General features: G+C 51.2%; 15 protein-coding genes. 9 read left to right on the top strand and 6 right to left on the bottom strand.

Annotation, left to right across the window (positions count from 1 at the left end; translation table 11 throughout):
• Window positions 1-269 precede the first annotated feature (269 nt).
• Entirely contained in the window at window positions 270-938 is a 669-nt protein-coding gene (locus ACJ9N4_RS02760; protein ID WP_182919861.1) for a YecA family protein, read from the top strand.
• A gap of 31 nt (window positions 939-969) precedes the next feature.
• Here the strand turns inward: ACJ9N4_RS02760 and tyrP are convergent, their stop codons facing one another.
• The gene (gene tyrP, locus ACJ9N4_RS02755) at window positions 970-2,181 is read right to left on the bottom strand and encodes a tyrosine transporter TyrP (protein ID WP_182919862.1); all 1,212 of its coding nucleotides are present in this window, start codon (window positions 2,179-2,181) and stop codon (window positions 970-972) included.
• Window positions 2,182-2,385: 204 nt separating this feature from the next.
• On the opposite strand from tyrP, the gene ACJ9N4_RS02750 reads away from it, so the two are divergent.
• Window positions 2,386-2,622, top strand: a complete 237-nt coding sequence (locus ACJ9N4_RS02750) for a YecH family metal-binding protein (protein WP_182919863.1) — start codon at window positions 2,386-2,388, stop codon at window positions 2,620-2,622.
• Between the two features lie 37 nt (window positions 2,623-2,659).
• On the opposite strand, the gene ftnA is transcribed toward ACJ9N4_RS02750, so the two are convergent.
• The 3 genes from ftnA to ACJ9N4_RS02735 form a co-directional block, all read right to left on the bottom strand.
• Window positions 2,660-3,157, bottom strand: a complete 498-nt coding sequence (gene ftnA, locus ACJ9N4_RS02745) for a non-heme ferritin (RefSeq protein ID WP_182271863.1) — start codon at window positions 3,155-3,157, stop codon at window positions 2,660-2,662.
• Window positions 3,158-3,360: 203 nt separating this feature from the next.
• Window positions 3,361-3,699: a YecR family lipoprotein gene (yecR, locus tag ACJ9N4_RS02740; protein ID WP_182271862.1), complete on the bottom strand. Its 339-nt coding sequence runs from the start codon at window positions 3,697-3,699 to the stop codon at window positions 3,361-3,363.
• Window positions 3,700-3,803: 104 nt separating this feature from the next.
• Window positions 3,804-5,969, bottom strand: a complete 2,166-nt coding sequence (locus ACJ9N4_RS02735) for an HD domain-containing phosphohydrolase (RefSeq protein ID WP_182919864.1) — start codon at window positions 5,967-5,969, stop codon at window positions 3,804-3,806.
• Between the two features lie 246 nt (window positions 5,970-6,215).
• Here ACJ9N4_RS02735 and ACJ9N4_RS02730 point away from each other — a divergent pair, with 246 nt between their 5' ends.
• Window positions 6,216-6,854, top strand: coding sequence for an RpiB/LacA/LacB family sugar-phosphate isomerase (locus ACJ9N4_RS02730; protein ID WP_182919865.1), 639 nt, complete (start codon window positions 6,216-6,218; stop codon window positions 6,852-6,854).
• Between the two features lie 134 nt (window positions 6,855-6,988).
• Window positions 6,989-7,240 (top strand): DUF2766 family protein, encoded by a 252-nt coding sequence (locus ACJ9N4_RS02725; RefSeq protein ID WP_008500405.1) that lies wholly within the window; start codon window positions 6,989-6,991, stop codon window positions 7,238-7,240.
• Window positions 7,241-7,314: 74 nt separating this feature from the next.
• On the opposite strand, the gene ACJ9N4_RS02720 is transcribed toward ACJ9N4_RS02725, so the two are convergent.
• Both ACJ9N4_RS02720 and ACJ9N4_RS02715 read right to left on the bottom strand, forming a co-directional pair.
• Window positions 7,315-8,658: an anaerobic C4-dicarboxylate transporter gene (locus ACJ9N4_RS02720; RefSeq protein ID WP_182271859.1), complete on the bottom strand. Its 1,344-nt coding sequence runs from the start codon at window positions 8,656-8,658 to the stop codon at window positions 7,315-7,317.
• Window positions 8,659-8,830: 172 nt separating this feature from the next.
• Window positions 8,831-9,334, bottom strand: a complete 504-nt coding sequence (locus tag ACJ9N4_RS02715) for a non-heme ferritin-like protein (protein WP_182271858.1) — start codon at window positions 9,332-9,334, stop codon at window positions 8,831-8,833.
• An 883-nt stretch (window positions 9,335-10,217) separates the two neighbouring features.
• Here ACJ9N4_RS02715 and araF point away from each other — a divergent pair.
• The 5 genes from araF (at window position 10,218) to otsA (ending at window position 16,164) form a co-directional block, all read left to right on the top strand.
• Window positions 10,218-11,207, top strand: coding sequence for an arabinose ABC transporter substrate-binding protein AraF (gene araF, locus ACJ9N4_RS02710; protein ID WP_182271857.1), 990 nt, complete (start codon window positions 10,218-10,220; stop codon window positions 11,205-11,207).
• A 71-nt stretch (window positions 11,208-11,278) separates the two neighbouring features.
• On the top strand, window positions 11,279-12,793 hold the full coding sequence (araG, locus tag ACJ9N4_RS02705) for an L-arabinose ABC transporter ATP-binding protein AraG (protein ID WP_182271856.1): 1,515 nt from the start codon (window positions 11,279-11,281) through the stop codon (window positions 12,791-12,793).
• Window positions 12,794-12,807: 14 nt separating this feature from the next.
• A complete protein-coding gene (araH, locus tag ACJ9N4_RS02700) occupies window positions 12,808-13,788 on the top strand; it encodes an L-arabinose ABC transporter permease AraH (RefSeq protein WP_032666953.1) in 981 nt (326 codons plus the stop codon).
• A gap of 176 nt (window positions 13,789-13,964) precedes the next feature.
• Window positions 13,965-14,765 carry a trehalose-phosphatase gene (gene otsB / locus ACJ9N4_RS02695; RefSeq protein WP_182271855.1) on the top strand — a complete coding sequence of 267 codons (801 nt, stop codon included), beginning with the start codon at window positions 13,965-13,967 and terminating at the stop codon, window positions 14,763-14,765.
• Window positions 14,740-16,164: an alpha,alpha-trehalose-phosphate synthase gene (gene otsA / locus ACJ9N4_RS02690; RefSeq protein ID WP_182919866.1), complete on the top strand. Its 1,425-nt coding sequence runs from the start codon at window positions 14,740-14,742 to the stop codon at window positions 16,162-16,164. Before otsB ends, otsA begins: the two co-directional genes overlap by 26 nt.
• The last annotated feature ends 14 nt before the right edge of the window (window positions 16,165-16,178 follow it).

The following is a 16,178-nucleotide window of genomic DNA, read 5'->3' as shown; positions in this document are numbered from 1 at the left end:
AAGCGCACAGAACATTAAGCAAAATGGTTGCCAGAATGGCTAACCCATTGACTGGGTTGCGACATGTTTGAGTATAGAGCGCCGTTTTATGCAGCCTTGCGGAACGGCCTGAAATTACAGCGGAGATCACATCTCATTAACAATAAAGCCCATAAGTTGTGCAAGGGTCACGATTTGCACGTTTTTGCAGCAATAAAGACCTAAACTTCAGATAGGCACAGGCGGCGATATGTGTCAGGATCTTTCCTTTTTTATCAGGAGTGTCAGCAATGACTGAAGGCCCGTTAAATGAAAGTGAAATGGAGTGGCTGGAAGAGACGTTAATGTCCTACGGTCATGACGATGCGTCCGTGATTGACGTGTCCGAACTCGACGGCATGCTTACTGCAGTGCTTTCCGGCCCCGTTGTGGTTGAGCCAGATGCCTGGCTGGTGGCGGTATGGGGTGGCGAAAAGTACATTCCGCGCTGGAAGAACGATCGTGAAATGAACCGTTTTATCGATCTCTGCTTTAAGCATATGAACGATATTGCTGAGCGCCTGAGCGAATACCCGGAACAGTTTGAGCCGATGTTTGGTTATAACGACGTTGACGGTCAGAGTTACACCGTCGTTGAAGAGTGGTGCTATGGCTACATGCGCGGCGTGGCACTGACAGACTGGTCAGCATTGCCGGAAGAACTGAAGGCCGACCTGGACGCTATTGCGCTGCACGGTACAGAGGGGAATGGCGAGAAGCTGGATGAACTGACCGAAGAGGAATACAAAGCCAGTATCGAGAGCATCCAGCCTGCGGCACTGCGTTTGTATAACTACTGGGTGGCTAACCCGCAGCAGCCGGAAGCGAAAAAGCCAGTTGTTAATGGAACGAAGGTCGGGCGTAACGATCCGTGTCCGTGCGGCAGCGGAAAGAAATTTAAGAGCTGTTGCTTGCACTGATAAAAAAGGGGCTACTGATAGCCCCTTTTCCTTAACCCACTTCCGGTAACATCCCTGCCGCAATTAACATCTGCACCAGAATAACCACGACCCCACAGCCAAATACTATACACAGCAGAGGTTTCCCGCCGGCAACGCGATACCCTTGTTGAGGATGCTGTTGGCGACTCTTCCATGCCAGAAGGGAAGGGAGCAGCAGGGCAAGGACGGATAACGCCACGCCCGCATACCCCAGCGCCATCACAAACCCACGCGGATAAAACAATGCAAAGGCCAGCGGAGGCAGGAAGGTGATGGCACCCGTCTGTAAACGTCCGGTGACGGTATTGCGACGCTGGAACAGATCGGCCAGATAATCAAACAGACCGAGTGCCACGCCCAGGAACGAGGTCGCCAGCGCCAGGTCGGCAAACAGATGCACCGCCAGCTCAACGTGCGGAGAGGTCACTACCTCACGCAGTGCCAGCAGGAAACCATTCAGACCGGCGTGTTCCGCCATCAGGCCAGTGAAGGTCGACGCGTCAATACTGCCCAGCGTCACCAGTTGCCAGAAAATATAGGCAATCAGTGGAATGGCACTCCCGATGACAAAGACGCGGCGAAGTTTGCGAATGTCGCCATTCATATAGCTGACAATGCTCGGCACGCTACCGTGGAAACCAAATGAGGTGAAAATCACCGGAATGGCGGAGAGCGCCAGTCCTTTTTCCAGCGGCAGCGTCAGCAGGTTAATTTTGTGAACATGTGGTGCCAGCAGAACCAGCATGACAATCAGAAAGAGAATTTTGGCACTGAACAGAAAACGGTTAAACAGGTCGACCAGCGAGGTGCCGACACAGACCACGCCACCGCCAATGAGCGCAAAGAAGATGGCACCCGTCGCCGGTGTGATGTCAGAGCCGAACCAGTCGTTGACGCTGGAGGCGATCAATTCCCCGGCTCCGCTGATATAGGCTGCGGTCAGAGCGTACATCAGGAACATCATGCTAAAGCCGGTGACCCACTGGCCGTAGCGCCCCAGATAGCGCGCGGCAAGTGAACCCAATCCGGTATCGGCAGGCACGTGCTGATAAACTTCGAGCAGCAGCAGTGCGGTATAGCACATCAAAGCCCAGAGCGTGCCGAGCAGCAGCAATGTCACACTAAATCCGACGCCTGCGGCCGCCAACGGCATTGCCAGCATTCCTGCGCCAATCGTCGTTCCGGCGACGATAAAAATACTTCCCAGTGTTCTGTTTTTCACGCTTTCCTCTACAACGACTCTCAACCGCGACAAAATCTGCGGCGCAGAGTAAGGGAAAAGTCATACCTCGTCAAATCACCGTTACAACTGGTGTAATTAATTGTTTACGAATCTTTGGCGATTGGGGAGAGATAAACCTGCGCCAGCGCAAAGCGTGCTTCGGGACGAGCGTTTAGTCTGCTTGTTTTTTCAGAGGGGATGACAATGTCAATTCATGGACACGACGTGCTCAATATGATGATTGAGTCGGGCGAGCAATACACGGAACACAGTCTGGTTGAGGCTATTCATGCACGCTTTGGTGAAACGGCGCGTTTTCATACCTGTTCAGCTGCAGATATGACTGCGGTGGAACTGGTGGCATTTCTGGCGGCGCGCGGAAAATTTATTCCGGCGACGGACGGGTTTTCGACGCACGAAAGTAAAATCTGCCGCCATTAAAATAAAACGGTGCTGAAGGATCAGCACCGTGAGGGAATTAATTCTGGGTGTCGAGGGTAGAAAGTTCTTTATCGATAAAGTAAAGACCTTCACCTGATTTACCGGCCAGAGAGAGTTTGTCCAGTACGGATTTAAACAGTTTTTCTTCTTCGTGTTGCTCAGCAACATACCACTGCAGGAAATTAAAGGTCGGATAATCCTGGCTGGTCATTGCGGCATGAACCAGCTCATTAATTTTCTGGGTGATCAGCTGCTCGTGCTCGTAGGTGGCGCGGAACAGTTCATCGAGCGAACCGTATTCAGCAAATGGTGACGCTACGGTTTCGATGCGCGGCAGGCTGCCCGTATCGGTCAGATAAGCAAACAGACGCTGCATGTGCGTCATCTCTTCCTGGGCGTGACGACGCAGAAACGCGGCTGCACCTTCAAAACTGTGATAGCTGCACCAGGCGCTCATCTGCTGGTAGAGCAGAGATGAAAAAAGTTCGAGGTTCATTTGTGCATTGAGCTTGTCGATCATTTCCGTTTTCAGCATGGTGAAGCTCCGGTGTATTATTTCTGGTTTATGATGAGCGATACTATAATTTGTTATTGAATTATTTGCAAAAAGTAAAATAAATAGATGCTTATTTAAAAATACGAATGGGAATAAAACGCATTGGCAATTTTTATATTTATTAATGCGAATTATTTTTGTTCTTAGTTAAATACACTGCCAGTAAGGACTGGCAGCGCTGATTAATACCACGGATTTTTGGCGTTAGGGTTAACGGCATATCCCATGCATTTGTACTGGATAGTCACGGTCTCGTTCAGACACACAGACCCGCTAATAAGGGTACAGGTTTTAATGGGCTGACCGTAGGCGGAGGCGGTGGCATATCCCATGGTCTGACACGCTTTTGCTGCAGTGCCGTTATTAACATACCCATCGGATTGGGCGTTTTGCAGTATCGCCTGGCCGTAATCAAGGCGGACTATCCCGTTTGGTGCGTCCAGACTGCTTACCTCTGCCTGGCGGTTAATGCTACACCCCGCGAGCAGCAGGATCGTACCGACAACGAATACTCTTTTCATAGTTCACTCTGAGTGAATGGAAATACGTTATCGTACCCGCAGACGTCCGGCGCAATGCCTGGAATAGCCGGACAATCTGCCCTTTCTCTTTGCAACGGGCCGGATTAGTCGGCAAGACTGTCAAAAATCGTTTTGAACTCAAGATGATGCTTACGGAACAGTGTAATAAGCTGCGGGTCAAAATGACGGCCAGCGCCCTCAAATATCACTTCGCAGGCCTGCTCGTGGGTAAAACTCGGCTTATACACCCGTTTTTGTCTCAGGGCGTCATACACATCCGCCAGCGCCAGAATGCGAGCCTCAATCGGGATTTGCTCGCCGTGCAGCCCCTCGGGATAACCGCTACCGTCCCATTTTTCATGGTGCAAGTGGATAATATTTTCTGCAACTGCTCCCAGCCCAAGCCCCTGAATGATTCGCCACCCCTTAACGGTGTGGAGTTTCATCTCAGCAAACTCTTCGGCGGTCAGTGGGCCTTGCTTACGCAGAATGCGATCCGGCACGGCGATTTTCCCGACATCATGCAGGGAAGCGAAGTGTCCTATCTCACGGATCATTTGCCGTGATAGCCCAAGTTGGCGCGCCATTAATTCACAATATCTGGAAACGCGCTGAATATGGCTACCGGTTTCGTCGTCATGTGCGCGGTTTACCTTCTCCAGCGCCTGCACCATATTACGGTTAACAATCCGGCTTTGCCTCATATGGCGGCGCATCATAATGAGCATGCTGATACTGAACAGCGCAACGATCAGTAAAATTAGGCTAATAATTTTCAGCGTATTTTTGGTTAAATCGGGGAACCATTTCTGCTCTTCCTGACGTTCAATCTGGGTGCGGAATTCGGACAACCGATGGATCTGCATAAACAGATGAAAGAGAGGGTGGTTCGGTTCCACCCAGGGGCCAATGACAAACTCGGAGCGGGTGACGCCCGCCACTTTCAGCACCCCACGAAACAGCTCGTTGCCGCGAAGCGTTGATTCCAGCGAACTGAGATCGCCAAGAATATAATCAATTTTATTGTCCTCCATTGCATCAATAAGGCCATCAATGCTGCGGTGGGGCACGATTATCACATCACTACCAAAATGCTGGCGTAAATACTTCGCGGCAAAAGACCCATCCAGCACGCCTACACGCTGGCTTCGGATACTTTCTTCATCCCACAAAAATGGCTTGTCGATGCGGTTGTAATAAACGTTATGCCAGGCAATGTCCGGGCCAATGCGCCCCTCTGTGTGTTCTTCGTTGTACCGGTCGGCAATATCAACCAGCCGGATGGGCCACTGCTGCCGGGAGAGGTTCGAATAATTATCGACAAAATTGACATCGACCTTCATACCTAACAAATCACGCATGTCGTTAATCATATCCATTGCCGTGCCGTGGTAGCCCTTGCTGTCACGCCAGATTAGCGGTGCAAAGTTTTCATTTTTAGGCAGGGTGATGCGCAGACGGTTATTTGCAATCCAGGCACGTTCACTTTCCGACAGCGTAATACGGCTTAGCAGGTAATTGCGCTTACTCTCCTCCAGCATTTTGTGCATTTCGCCATTGCGATACCAGAGGCCAATGATGTCGTTGATGGGTTCACGCAGGGGCAGGAGTTCAGGGCTGAATGCCAGAACAACCGGAGTACGTAATTCAGAAAACGGTCGCGAAATGAGGTAGTAGCGTTGGGTGTTTTCCATCTCGGTGGCATCATTAATATAAAAATCAGCCTGATGTTCACCCAGTAAACGGAAGGCCTCGTCGCTGGTGTCCACGAGCCGCAGAGAGCGGAATTTGAGATCGGGATAACGTTGTTGCACGCTTTCGAGCGTCGCGTCATCTTTACGGAACAACACACGGGCATGGCTTAGCTGCTCTGGCGTTGCCGCTGTCATCGACAGGCTGGCGGCAACCACTTCATTATCAAATAATCGTGACGAGAGTATCTTGGTTTTGGCTCGTTTTTCGGTACGTAATACGCCCGCATACACTCCATAGCCATCATGCGCAAAACGTTGACCGATATCCGCACCGGAAAGCGGCCTGAGCTGTAAATTCATCCCCGTTTTTTGATTGATGGCATTAATTAAATCGGGATAGAACCCCTGTAATTCCCCCTGCGGTGTATGCCAGGATTCAAAATCATTGGCGTCATAAATCCAGACCGGGACAGGTTCTCCGGTCTTGGCTGCCCACAGAGCAGGGGGACAGATCAGCAGAAGACCTGTTAATCCGAATAAAAAGAGAATGCGAAGCTTCCGGCAGCGCGAATTCACAGGTGTTCACCAGGCGGTTTTTAGGGTGTTTTGTTGCAGTCTAGCTAACAGTTTCTACTGATGACAGATTTTTTTAACTTTTAAATAACGTCCAGAAGACCGTTGAGGCATAACAGAATTGTGAACACATTCTTCTTATTTAAAACGCAATTTCATTTAATTTGAAAGTTGGTTTTCTTGATAGTAAGGTGAGTGCCAAAAGGTATCTACGGCGGGTTGACCCGCGTCGCACTCGGGAGAGACAAGATGAAAATTGCACTGATGATGGAAAACAGCCAGGCGGCTAAAAATGCCGGCATCCTTGCTGAGTTAAAAACGGTAGCCGATGAAAAAGGCTTCCCGGTTTATAACGTGGGGATGAGCGACGAGAACGATCACTCGCTTACCTATGTCCATCTGGGGATTATGGCGAGCATTTTGCTGAACGCTAAAGCGGTTGATTTTGTTGTGACGGGGTGTGGTACAGGCCAGGGCGCACTGATGTCTCTGAACATCCATCCCGGCGTTGTCTGTGGCTACTGCATTGATCCAGCTGACGCTTTCCTGTTCGCCCAGATTAACAACGGTAACGCGCTTTCCCTGCCGTTTGCAAAAGGGTTTGGCTGGGGAGCTGAACTGAATGTTCGTTTTATCTTCGAAAAAGCCTTCACTGGCCGTAAAGGTGAGGGCTATCCGCCAGAGCGCAAAGCACCACAGGTACGTAATGCTGCGATCCTGAACCAGGTGAAAGCGGCGGTGGTGAAAGACAACTATCTGGACACCCTGCGTGCAATTGATCCTGAGCTGGTGAAAACTGCCGTCTCCGGCTTGCGCTTCCAGCAATGTTTCTTTGAAAACAATCAGGACAAAGAGATCAACGCGTTTGTGCGTGCAATTGTCGGTTAATCACGTGTCTGGCGGGGATGATGCTCTGACAAAAACCTGCACTGGCAGGTTTTTTTGTACCCATCAGCGATGAGAAGGAGATGAAAGGGCGTGCGTTTTGCTACTATGGCGGCCTTTACATGAGGAGAAAGTCCATGTCACAAAACCTGAGCGCCGATCAGGAACTGGTGTCTGACGTCGTTGCATGCCAGCTGGTTATCAAACAAATTCTTGATGTGTTAGATGTTATCGCACCCGTTGAAGTGCGCGAGAAAATGTCCACCCAACTGAAAAACATTGATTTCGCCAGTCATCCGGCGGCCGCCGACCCGGTTACGCTTCGCGCGATCCAGAAAGCCATCGCTCTGATTGAGCTGAGATTCACTCCGCAGGGTGAGTCTCACTGAGACAGGCTGATACGTTGAACCTGGTTTTCTGAGACAACGTGAAAGGGCGACAGTCTCTGTCGCCCGGAGAAGGGTCAGAAGAAGGCTTGTACCAGCAGATAGCTGGCCGCACACGCGCAGCTCACGCCAATCAACCCTGGCAGAATAAAGCTGTGGTTGATGATAAATTTGCCGATACGGGTCGTACCTGAACGGTCAAACCCGATGCAGGCCAGGTCGCTTGGGTAGGTTGGCAGCACAAAGTATCCGTAAGACGCGGGGAAGAAGGCGATCAGCATTTTGGGTTCGATTCCCAGCATTAAGCCCATTGGCGCAACAGCGGTGAGCGCCGCCGCCTGGCTGTTCACCAGCTTAGAGACCAGGAAAAGCACAATGGCATACGTCCACGGGTGACTTTTCACCACGCCTTCCAGCGCCATTTTTAGCTCGTCGAGGTGTGCCTGGAAAAACGTATCACTCATCCACGCGACGCCAAACACCGAGAAGATTGCGACCATCCCCGCTTTAAACACCGCTCCGTTAGAAATGGCAGAGGCTTTTACCTGGCAGGACATCAGCATAATGGCCCCGGCAATGAGCATCATCATCTGTATGACAAGGTTCATCGACAGCGCTGTCATTTTGCCTTTCACCTCGAAGGCAGGGCGCAGCTCAGGCAGTGCCCCCAGGAGGACAACAACGGCAATCCCGGCGAAGAAGATCCAGGTTGACCAGTAAGCTTGCTTAGGAAAACGCTGATTCATCAGCGTTTCAGCGCCACCGTAGATAAACTCGCGCTGTTTCGGATCTTTCAGCTTTTCCTGAAACTCCGGGTCATCCGCCAGATCTTTACCCCGGCGCAAACTCCACAATGCGGCAATAGCGACGCCAAATAGCGAGGCAGGAACCGATACGGCGAGAATTTCGAGGATCCCCCACGCGTGGCCGATACCGTGTTGCGCACCCAGGATGGACACCAGTGACACGACGGCAACCGAAACCGGGGAGGCAGTGATCGCCATTTGCGACGCTACCGACGCCACGGCCATTGGTCGTTCCGGGCGGATCCCTTTTTTCAGCGCGATATCCGCAATAATGGGGAACATGGTGTACACCACGTGCCCGGTTCCGCACAGAAAGGTCAGCATCCAGGTGGTAAAGGGCGCGAGAAGGGTAATGTGTTGAGGATGTTTGCGCAGCAGACGTTCTGCAAATTGCATCATCACATTCAGACCACCAGCGGTCTGTAAGGTGGCCGCACAGCCAATGACGGCCAGGATGGTCAGCATCACGTCAACAGGTGGTTTGCCGGGTTGCAGGCCAAAAATAAAACTTAAAATAAACAGGCCGATACCGCTTATCAGCCCAAGCCCCATGCCGCCGAAACGCGTACCAACCAGCAGGCAGAGAATAATGACAATAAACTCAATGGTGATCATGATGCTCCCTCGTCAATAATTATGTAACTAAATAAATCATTACATGTTGTGAGGTTATTCATTGGGAGCAAGATCTGATTTGTTAAAAGTCAGCAAAAGCAGAGAGTTGGTAGTAAAAGCGGAGGGGGGATGTGGGGCTGCCTGCACCTGGGTACAGGTACAGGCGGCAGAATCAGTGATGCTGGTAATTAACGACGTTGAGCACGTGCTTGTCGGTTTGTTCAGGACATAATCCGGCGCGTTTTGCATTGCGGATTTCGTTGGCCAGCGTTTTTAGCAGTACGCCATCCTGTTGTTGCTCTTTGTCCATATCACGCAGGAAATTGAGCGTGGTACTGTCTTTTTGCGCTTTGGCTTCATCGGTCAGTTTGCTGAGGGTTGCGCAGCGTTGTTCATACTCTTCCAGTGTTTTCTGGAACAGGTCTTCCAGACAAGAGTAATCATCGTTCATGACATCCAGCGCTTTCACAATGGGATTTGCACCAGAATCTTTCATAAAATCAAACACGCGCATCATATGTGTGACATTGCTTTGTGCCTGGGTGCGGAAGAAGGTGGCGGTACCGGTGAGACTGTTCTCTGAGCACCATTCACTCAGGTACAAGTGCAAATTTGAGGCATAGAACTCAAGGTTCATCTGTGCATTGAGCTTTTGAATCATCGCTTGGGTAGCCATACTAATATCCTTATTTATGTGGGACGCAAAGTCAGCTGCTTAACCTGGCTCTTCAGGCTGGAAATACCTATCGCGCATCACCATTACGCACGATAGCGGGTAACAGAATAGCGTTTTACTCTTTCTCCGGATGGTCTCGAATATTCACATCCTGTGTTCGATATCCACAAGCATACGCTGGTTATTCCTTTAAGAAAACTCCTGGTTTCGATAATTTTACGCTACATTACAAAATTTAATGAAGTTGAAGTTTTGCAATAAGGGAATGTGGGCGGATTTATTGTAATTTATTGAAATATATAATTTTATATATTTTATTTTTCGTTTTTATGGAAATGGTAGAGGTTCTCACTATTCACTGCATGATAATAAAAAATAAGTGCTGTTAATGTTATCAGATATATTCTTCGCTTTAAAAATTGCGCTAGATCATTTTTATTGACTACCCGACCAGGTCGCTCCTGCGCACGGTTATTTTTGTTTCAGATGAAAAAAAGGAACAAGGGTTTACATTATTTTTCCGGCTGAGGGGGGATGTGACGAAAGTTGCGGTGCCGTAACTACCAGGATTTGAGGAGCCAGAAGGCGTTACCACTATTCAGGGATTTCTTAGCTAATCTTATGGATGATTCTGCTCAGTGTATTTTTATTTGTCTGACAATTACTGCCATTTTTATGTCATTTTTCGCTGAATTTATGTACGCAATTACTGTAATTCTGCGGTGTGATGGCGCTCTCTTATGGATGATTAATTTCCCGCTAAAACTATCACCAGCACTAACGCTTATGACGAGGTAAGCGCTAATGTCTTGTTTTAAGTCCGATTAAATAAGAAGTACGCACATATTCCCTACAGAAAAGATTGCTAAAGCTGGAGTTTACCATGCACAAATTTACTAAAGCGCTGGCGGCCATCGGTCTGGCTGCTGTTATGTCACAATCCGCTATCGCAGAAAATTTAAAACTCGGTTTTTTGGTCAAACAACCTGAAGAACCCTGGTTCCAGACCGAATGGAAATTCGCCGATAAAGCCGGGAAAGATTTAGGTTTTGATGTGATTAAAATCGCCGTGCCGGATGGTGAAAAAACGCTGAACGCCATTGATAGCCTGGCAGCCAGCGGCGCGAAAGGGTTTGTTATCTGTACGCCAGATCCAAAACTGGGGTCAGCCATTGCAGCCAAAGCGCGTGGTTACGGCATGAAGGTCATTGCCGTTGACGATCAGTTCGTCAATGCCAAAGGCAAACCGATGGACACCGTACCACTGGTGATGATGGCGGCGACCAAAATCGGCGAACGTCAGGGCCAGGAACTCTATAAAGAGATGCAAAAACGCGGCTGGGATGTGAAAGAGACTGCCGTGATGGCCATTACTGCTGATGAGCTGGACACCGCGCGTCGCCGCACTTCCGGTTCAATGGCCGCACTGAAAGCAGCCGGTTTCCCGGAAAAACAGATCTATAAAGTTCCGACCAAATCCAACGACATCCCGGGGGCTTTTGACGCGGCGAACTCCATGCTGGTGCAGCATCCAGAGGTGAAACACTGGCTGGTGGTCGGTATGAATGACAACACCGTGCTGGGCGGCGTGCGTGCAACGGAAGGTCAAGGCTTCAAAGCGCCTGATGTTATCGGGATCGGTATCAACGGCGTTGATGCCGTCAGCGAACTGTCTAAAGCACAGGCAACAGGTTTCTATGGCTCTCTGCTGCCAAGCCCGGACGTGCATGGCTATAAATCCAGCGAAATGCTCTACAACTGGGTGACCAAAGGAGCCGAACCGCCGAAATTTACCGAAGTGACCGACGTGGTGCTGATCACCCGCGATAACTTCAAAGAGGAGCTGGCGAAAAAAGGACTGGGCGGTAAGTAATACGCTGTGATTGTGCCCCTCACTCACCGTGAGGGGCCTGACGTACACACTACAGGAATTACGGAGACGTTATGCAACAGTCCTTACCGTATCTCTCTTTTCGCGGCATCGGGAAAACGTTCCCCGGTGTCAACGCGCTGACCGATATCAGTTTCGACTGCTATGCCGGCCAGGTTCACGCCCTGATGGGGGAGAACGGCGCGGGGAAATCCACGCTGTTGAAAATCCTCAGTGGCAACTACACGCCAACGACCGGAACGCTGGCCATTCGCGGCGAAGACGTCGCTTTTGCCGATACTACAGAGGCGCTAAACGCCGGGGTTGCCATTATCTATCAGGAGCTGCACCTGATCCCCGAGATGACCGTGGCGGAAAATATCTATTTAGGACAGCTCCCGCACAAAAGCGGCGTGGTTAATCGCTCGCTACTTAATTATGAAGCGGGGCTGCAGTTAAAACACCTTGGTCTGGATGTCGATCCCCAGACGCCTCTGAAATATCTCTCCATCGGCCAGTGGCAGATGGTCGAAATTGCCAAGGCGCTGGCACGTAATGCCAAGATCATTGCCTTCGACGAACCCACCAGTTCGCTTTCGGCGCGTGAAATCGAAAATCTGTTCCGCGTGATCCGCGAGCTGCGTCAGGAAGGCCGTATTATTTTGTACGTTTCGCACCGTATGGAAGAAATCTTTGCCTTAAGCGATGCCATCACCGTGTTTAAGGATGGCCGCTATGTGCGCACCTTTACTGATATGCAACAGGTTAACCATGATCAGCTTGTTCAGGCGATGGTCGGACGTGAGCTGGGGGATATTTACCACTGGCAGCCACGTGAATATGGTCCTGAACGCCTGCGTCTGGATAACGTGAAAGCACCTGGCGTGCGGACACCGATTTCGTTATCGGTGCGCAGCGGTGAAATCGTCGGGCTGTTTGGTCTGGTGGGGGCGGGACGCAGTGAGCTGATGAAAGGCTTGTTTGGCGGCACACGTATTACGCAGGGGCAGGTCTCTATTGACGGACAACAGGTTGATATTCAGAAGCCTGCTCATGCCATTAACGCAGGCATGATGCTCTGCCCGGAAGACCGCAAAGCAGAGGGGATCATTCCGGTGCACTCTGTGCGCGACAACATCAATATTTCTGCAAGGCGTAAATATATTCGGGCGGGATGTTTAATCAACGACAGCTGGGAATCGAGCAATGCCGACCACCACATTCGTTCACTGAACATCAAAACGCCGGGTGCTGAGCAACTGATCATGAATCTTTCCGGTGGTAACCAGCAAAAGGCCATTTTAGGCCGCTGGTTGTCGGAAGACATGAAGGTCATTTTGCTCGATGAGCCGACGCGCGGTATCGATGTGGGGGCAAAACACGAGATTTATAACGTGATTTATGAACTGGCAAAACGCGGTGTGGCGGTGCTGTTCGCCTCCAGCGATCTGCCCGAGGTGCTTGGCGTTGCTGACCGTATCGTTGTGATGCGTGAAGGTGAAATTGCCGGTGAATTGCTGCATGAACAGGCGAATGAACAACAGGCGTTGAGTCTCGCCATGCCTAAAGTTAGCCAGGCTGTCGCCTGAGTAAGGAGTTAATGATGTCCTCTGTTACTACATCCGGAGTGCCGAAGTCGGCTTTCAGTTTTGGACGCATCTGGGATCAGTACGGCATGCTGGTAGTTTTTGCCGCACTGTTCCTCGCCTGCGCGATATTTGTACCTAATTTTGCCACCTTCATTAATATGAAAGGGCTGGGGCTGGCTATTTCCATGTCCGGCATGGTGGCCTGCGGGATGCTGTTCTGCCTGGCGTCCGGTGATTTCGACCTGTCCGTGGCCTCCGTGATTGCCTGTGCAGGCGTCACGACGGCGGTGGTGATCAACATGACCGAAAGCCTGTGGATTGGCGTGCTGGCAGGTCTGCTGCTGGGTGTCATCAGTGGCCTGGTGAACGGTTTTGTGATTGCGCGTCTGAAGATTAACGCGCTGATCACGACACTCGCGACCATGCAAATTGTGCGCGGTCTGGCCTATATCATCTCTGACGGTAAAGCCGTGGGGATTGAAGACGAGCGCTTCTTTACCCTGGGCTATGCCAACTGGCTGGGCTTGCCTGCGCCAATCTGGCTGACGGTGGCCTGCCTGATCCTGTTCGGTTTCCTGCTCAACCGTACTACCTTTGGCCGCAATACGCTGGCTATCGGCGGTAATGAAGAAGCGGCACGCCTGGCGGGTGTTCCGGTTGTGCGTACCAAAATCATTATCTTTGTGCTTTCCGGGCTGGTATCTGCTGCGGCGGGGATTATTCTGGCTTCACGTATGACCAGCGGCCAGCCAATGACCTCCATCGGTTACGAGCTGATCGTGATTTCAGCCTGCGTACTGGGGGGCGTTTCCCTGAAAGGCGGCATCGGAAAAATCTCATATGTGGTGGCCGGGATCCTGATCCTGGGGACCGTTGAGAACGCCATGAACCTGCTGAATATCTCTCCGTTCTCGCAGTATGTGGTTCGCGGTCTGATCCTGCTGGCAGCGGTGATTTTCGACCGTTACAAGCAAAAAGCGAAACGTACCGTATAACGCGATCCCTGCCTTTTTATTGCTCAACTTATAACCATAGTTGACTTCTCAACCGCTCCGCCAGTTTTGCTGGCGGGGCGGTGGTCAAATGGCGAGCAACGTCACACTGTCTATACTTACATGGCGATGATTGAGGTAATGGCTTTTACCTCTCGAAAACTGTAAGGAGGAAAAGGGTGGCTGACTCGTTAACCGCACCGCCTGTACTGCCCGGAAATTTTGCATTCTTTTTTGACCTCGATGGCACGCTTGCTGAGATAAAACCACATCCTGACCAGGTGGCGATCCCTGCCACGGTTCTTCAGATGTTGCACCAACTCTCGCAGATGAATGAGGGAGCACTGGCATTGATATCAGGGCGCTCAATGGCTGAGCTGGATCAGCTCTCCAGGCCTTATCGCTTTCCGCTAGCCGGTGTACACGGAGCGGAGCGCCGCGACATCCATGCTCACACGCATATCGTTTCACTCCCCGATGCATTAACACAAACGCTACAGGCGCAGCTCTCTTCGGCACTGGCTGAACTGCCAGGCACGGAGCTGGAAGCCAAAGGTATGGCGTTTGCTTTGCACTACCGGCAGGCCCCACAGCATGCCGACGCGGTACTTGCGCTGGCCGCTGAGATCGTCAGCAGGTACCCACAGCTGGCCCTGCAGCCGGGAAAATGCGTGGTGGAACTGAAGCCCAAAGGGGTTAATAAAGGTGCGGCGATTGCCGCGTTTATGGTGACGCCGCCTTTTCGCGGCAGGACGCCGCTCTTCATGGGAGATGACCTGACCGATGAGGCAGGGTTTTGCGTGGTGAACCAGGCCGAAGGGATCTCAGTCAAAGTGGGGCCAGGTGAAACCATCGCCGGATGGCGTCTGGCCAATGTCGCCAGCGTCTGGCAGTGGATCACTGACGTCGCCAGCCAGCAACAACACATAGCGCGAAACAACGGGGGAAACCATTATGGGTCGTTTAATCGTCGTTTCTAACCGTATCGCAGCGCCTGATGACAAAAAGGTCAGTGCCGGTGGACTGGCAGTAGGCGTTTTAGGTGCCTTAAAAGCCGCTGGTGGGCTGTGGTTTGGCTGGAGTGGTGATATCAGTGATGAAGAAAAACCGCTCAAAAAAGTGACGCGCGGCAATATCACGTGGGCATCCTTTGCCCTGAAGGAGAAAGATTACGAAGAGTATTACTCCGAGTTCTCCAATGCGGTGCTGTGGCCTGCATTTCACTACCGTCTTGACCTGGTAAAATACCAGCGCGATGCCTTTGATGGCTATATGCGGGTAAATGCACTACTGGCGGATAAACTGCTGCCCTTAGTCGGGAAAGACGATATTTTATGGATCCACGATTACCATCTGCTTCCCTTCGCCAGAGCGTTGCGGGAGCGGGGGGTGAATAACCGGATTGGCTTTTTCCTGCATATTCCGTTTCCTACACCGGAAATTTTTAACGCCATTCCGCCACATGAAGATCTGCTGGAGGCGCTGTGTGACTACGATTTGCTGGGCTTTCAGACGGAAAATGATCGGCTGGCATTCCTGGACTCCGTATCAGGCAAAACGCGGCTGGTGACAAAAGGCGGTAAAACGCACACAGCCTGGGGAAAGGCATTTCACACCGAAGTGTATCCGATCGGTATTGAGCCGGAGGAGATTGCCGAACAAGCATCCGGGCCATTGCCACCAAAGCTGGCGCAGCTCAAGAACGAACTGAAACACGTAAAGAATATCTTTTCAGTGGAACGGCTCGATTATTCCAAAGGGTTGCCGGAGCGTTTTCTGGCGTACGAAACCCTGCTGGAAAAGTATCCTCAACACCGCGGTAAGATCCGTTATACGCAGATAGCGCCAACGTCGCGGGGTGAAGTTCAGGCTTATCAGGACATCCGCCATCAACTGGAGATGGAGGCGGGGCGGATTAATGGTCGCTATGGACAGCTAGGCTGGACACCGCTGTTTTATCTGAATCAGCATTTTGAACGCAAGATCCTGATGAAGGTGTTCCGCTACGCCGATGTTGGCCTGGTCACGCCGCTGCGTGACGGGATGAATCTGGTCGCAAAGGAGTATGTGGCAGCACAAGATCCTGCTGATCCTGGCGTGTTGGTGTTATCTCAGTTTGCAGGAGCCGCGAATGAGCTAACGTCAGCGCTTATCGTTAACCCTTACGATCGCGATGATGTTGCTAATGCGCTCGATCGTGCGTTAACAATGCCGCTAACGGAACGTATTTCCCGCCATGCTGAGATGATGGACACTGTCCGTAAGCATGATATCAACCACTGGCAGGCGCGTTTTATTCACGATCTGCGCAAAATCATCCCGCAAAATCACGCCATGCAGTTGCAAAAAAAGATCGCAACATTCCCTAAACTGGCGTGATATTCCTCCTGGGG

This window comes from Enterobacter sp. LM3 (genome assembly GCF_046622475.1).
GTDB lineage: Bacteria > Pseudomonadota > Gammaproteobacteria > Enterobacterales > Enterobacteriaceae > Enterobacter > Enterobacter cloacae_P.
This window is presented reverse-complemented; position numbering and strand designations above follow the sequence as displayed.

What these genes read in the sequence shown, in the direction of transcription:
- araH (WP_032666953.1), top strand. Translation starts at nt 12,808, where the DNA reads ATGTCCTCTGTTACTACATCCGGAGTGCCGAAGTCGGCTTTCAGTTTT.
- yecR (WP_182271862.1), bottom strand. Translation starts at nt 3,699, where the DNA reads ATGAAAAGAGTATTCGTTGTCGGTACGATCCTGCTGCTCGCGGGGTGT.
- araF (WP_182271857.1), top strand. Translation starts at nt 10,218, where the DNA reads ATGCACAAATTTACTAAAGCGCTGGCGGCCATCGGTCTGGCTGCTGTT.
- ACJ9N4_RS02760 (WP_182919861.1), top strand. Translation starts at nt 270, where the DNA reads ATGACTGAAGGCCCGTTAAATGAAAGTGAAATGGAGTGGCTGGAAGAG.
- ftnA (WP_182271863.1), bottom strand. Translation starts at nt 3,157, where the DNA reads ATGCTGAAAACGGAAATGATCGACAAGCTCAATGCACAAATGAACCTC.
- ACJ9N4_RS02720 (WP_182271859.1), bottom strand. Translation starts at nt 8,658, where the DNA reads ATGATCACCATTGAGTTTATTGTCATTATTCTCTGCCTGCTGGTTGGT.
- ACJ9N4_RS02715 (WP_182271858.1), bottom strand. Translation starts at nt 9,334, where the DNA reads ATGGCTACCCAAGCGATGATTCAAAAGCTCAATGCACAGATGAACCTT.
- ACJ9N4_RS02750 (WP_182919863.1), top strand. Translation starts at nt 2,386, where the DNA reads ATGTCAATTCATGGACACGACGTGCTCAATATGATGATTGAGTCGGGC.
- ACJ9N4_RS02730 (WP_182919865.1), top strand. Translation starts at nt 6,216, where the DNA reads ATGAAAATTGCACTGATGATGGAAAACAGCCAGGCGGCTAAAAATGCC.
- otsA (WP_182919866.1), top strand. Translation starts at nt 14,740, where the DNA reads ATGGGTCGTTTAATCGTCGTTTCTAACCGTATCGCAGCGCCTGATGAC.
- araG (WP_182271856.1), top strand. Translation starts at nt 11,279, where the DNA reads ATGCAACAGTCCTTACCGTATCTCTCTTTTCGCGGCATCGGGAAAACG.
- ACJ9N4_RS02725 (WP_008500405.1), top strand. Translation starts at nt 6,989, where the DNA reads ATGTCACAAAACCTGAGCGCCGATCAGGAACTGGTGTCTGACGTCGTT.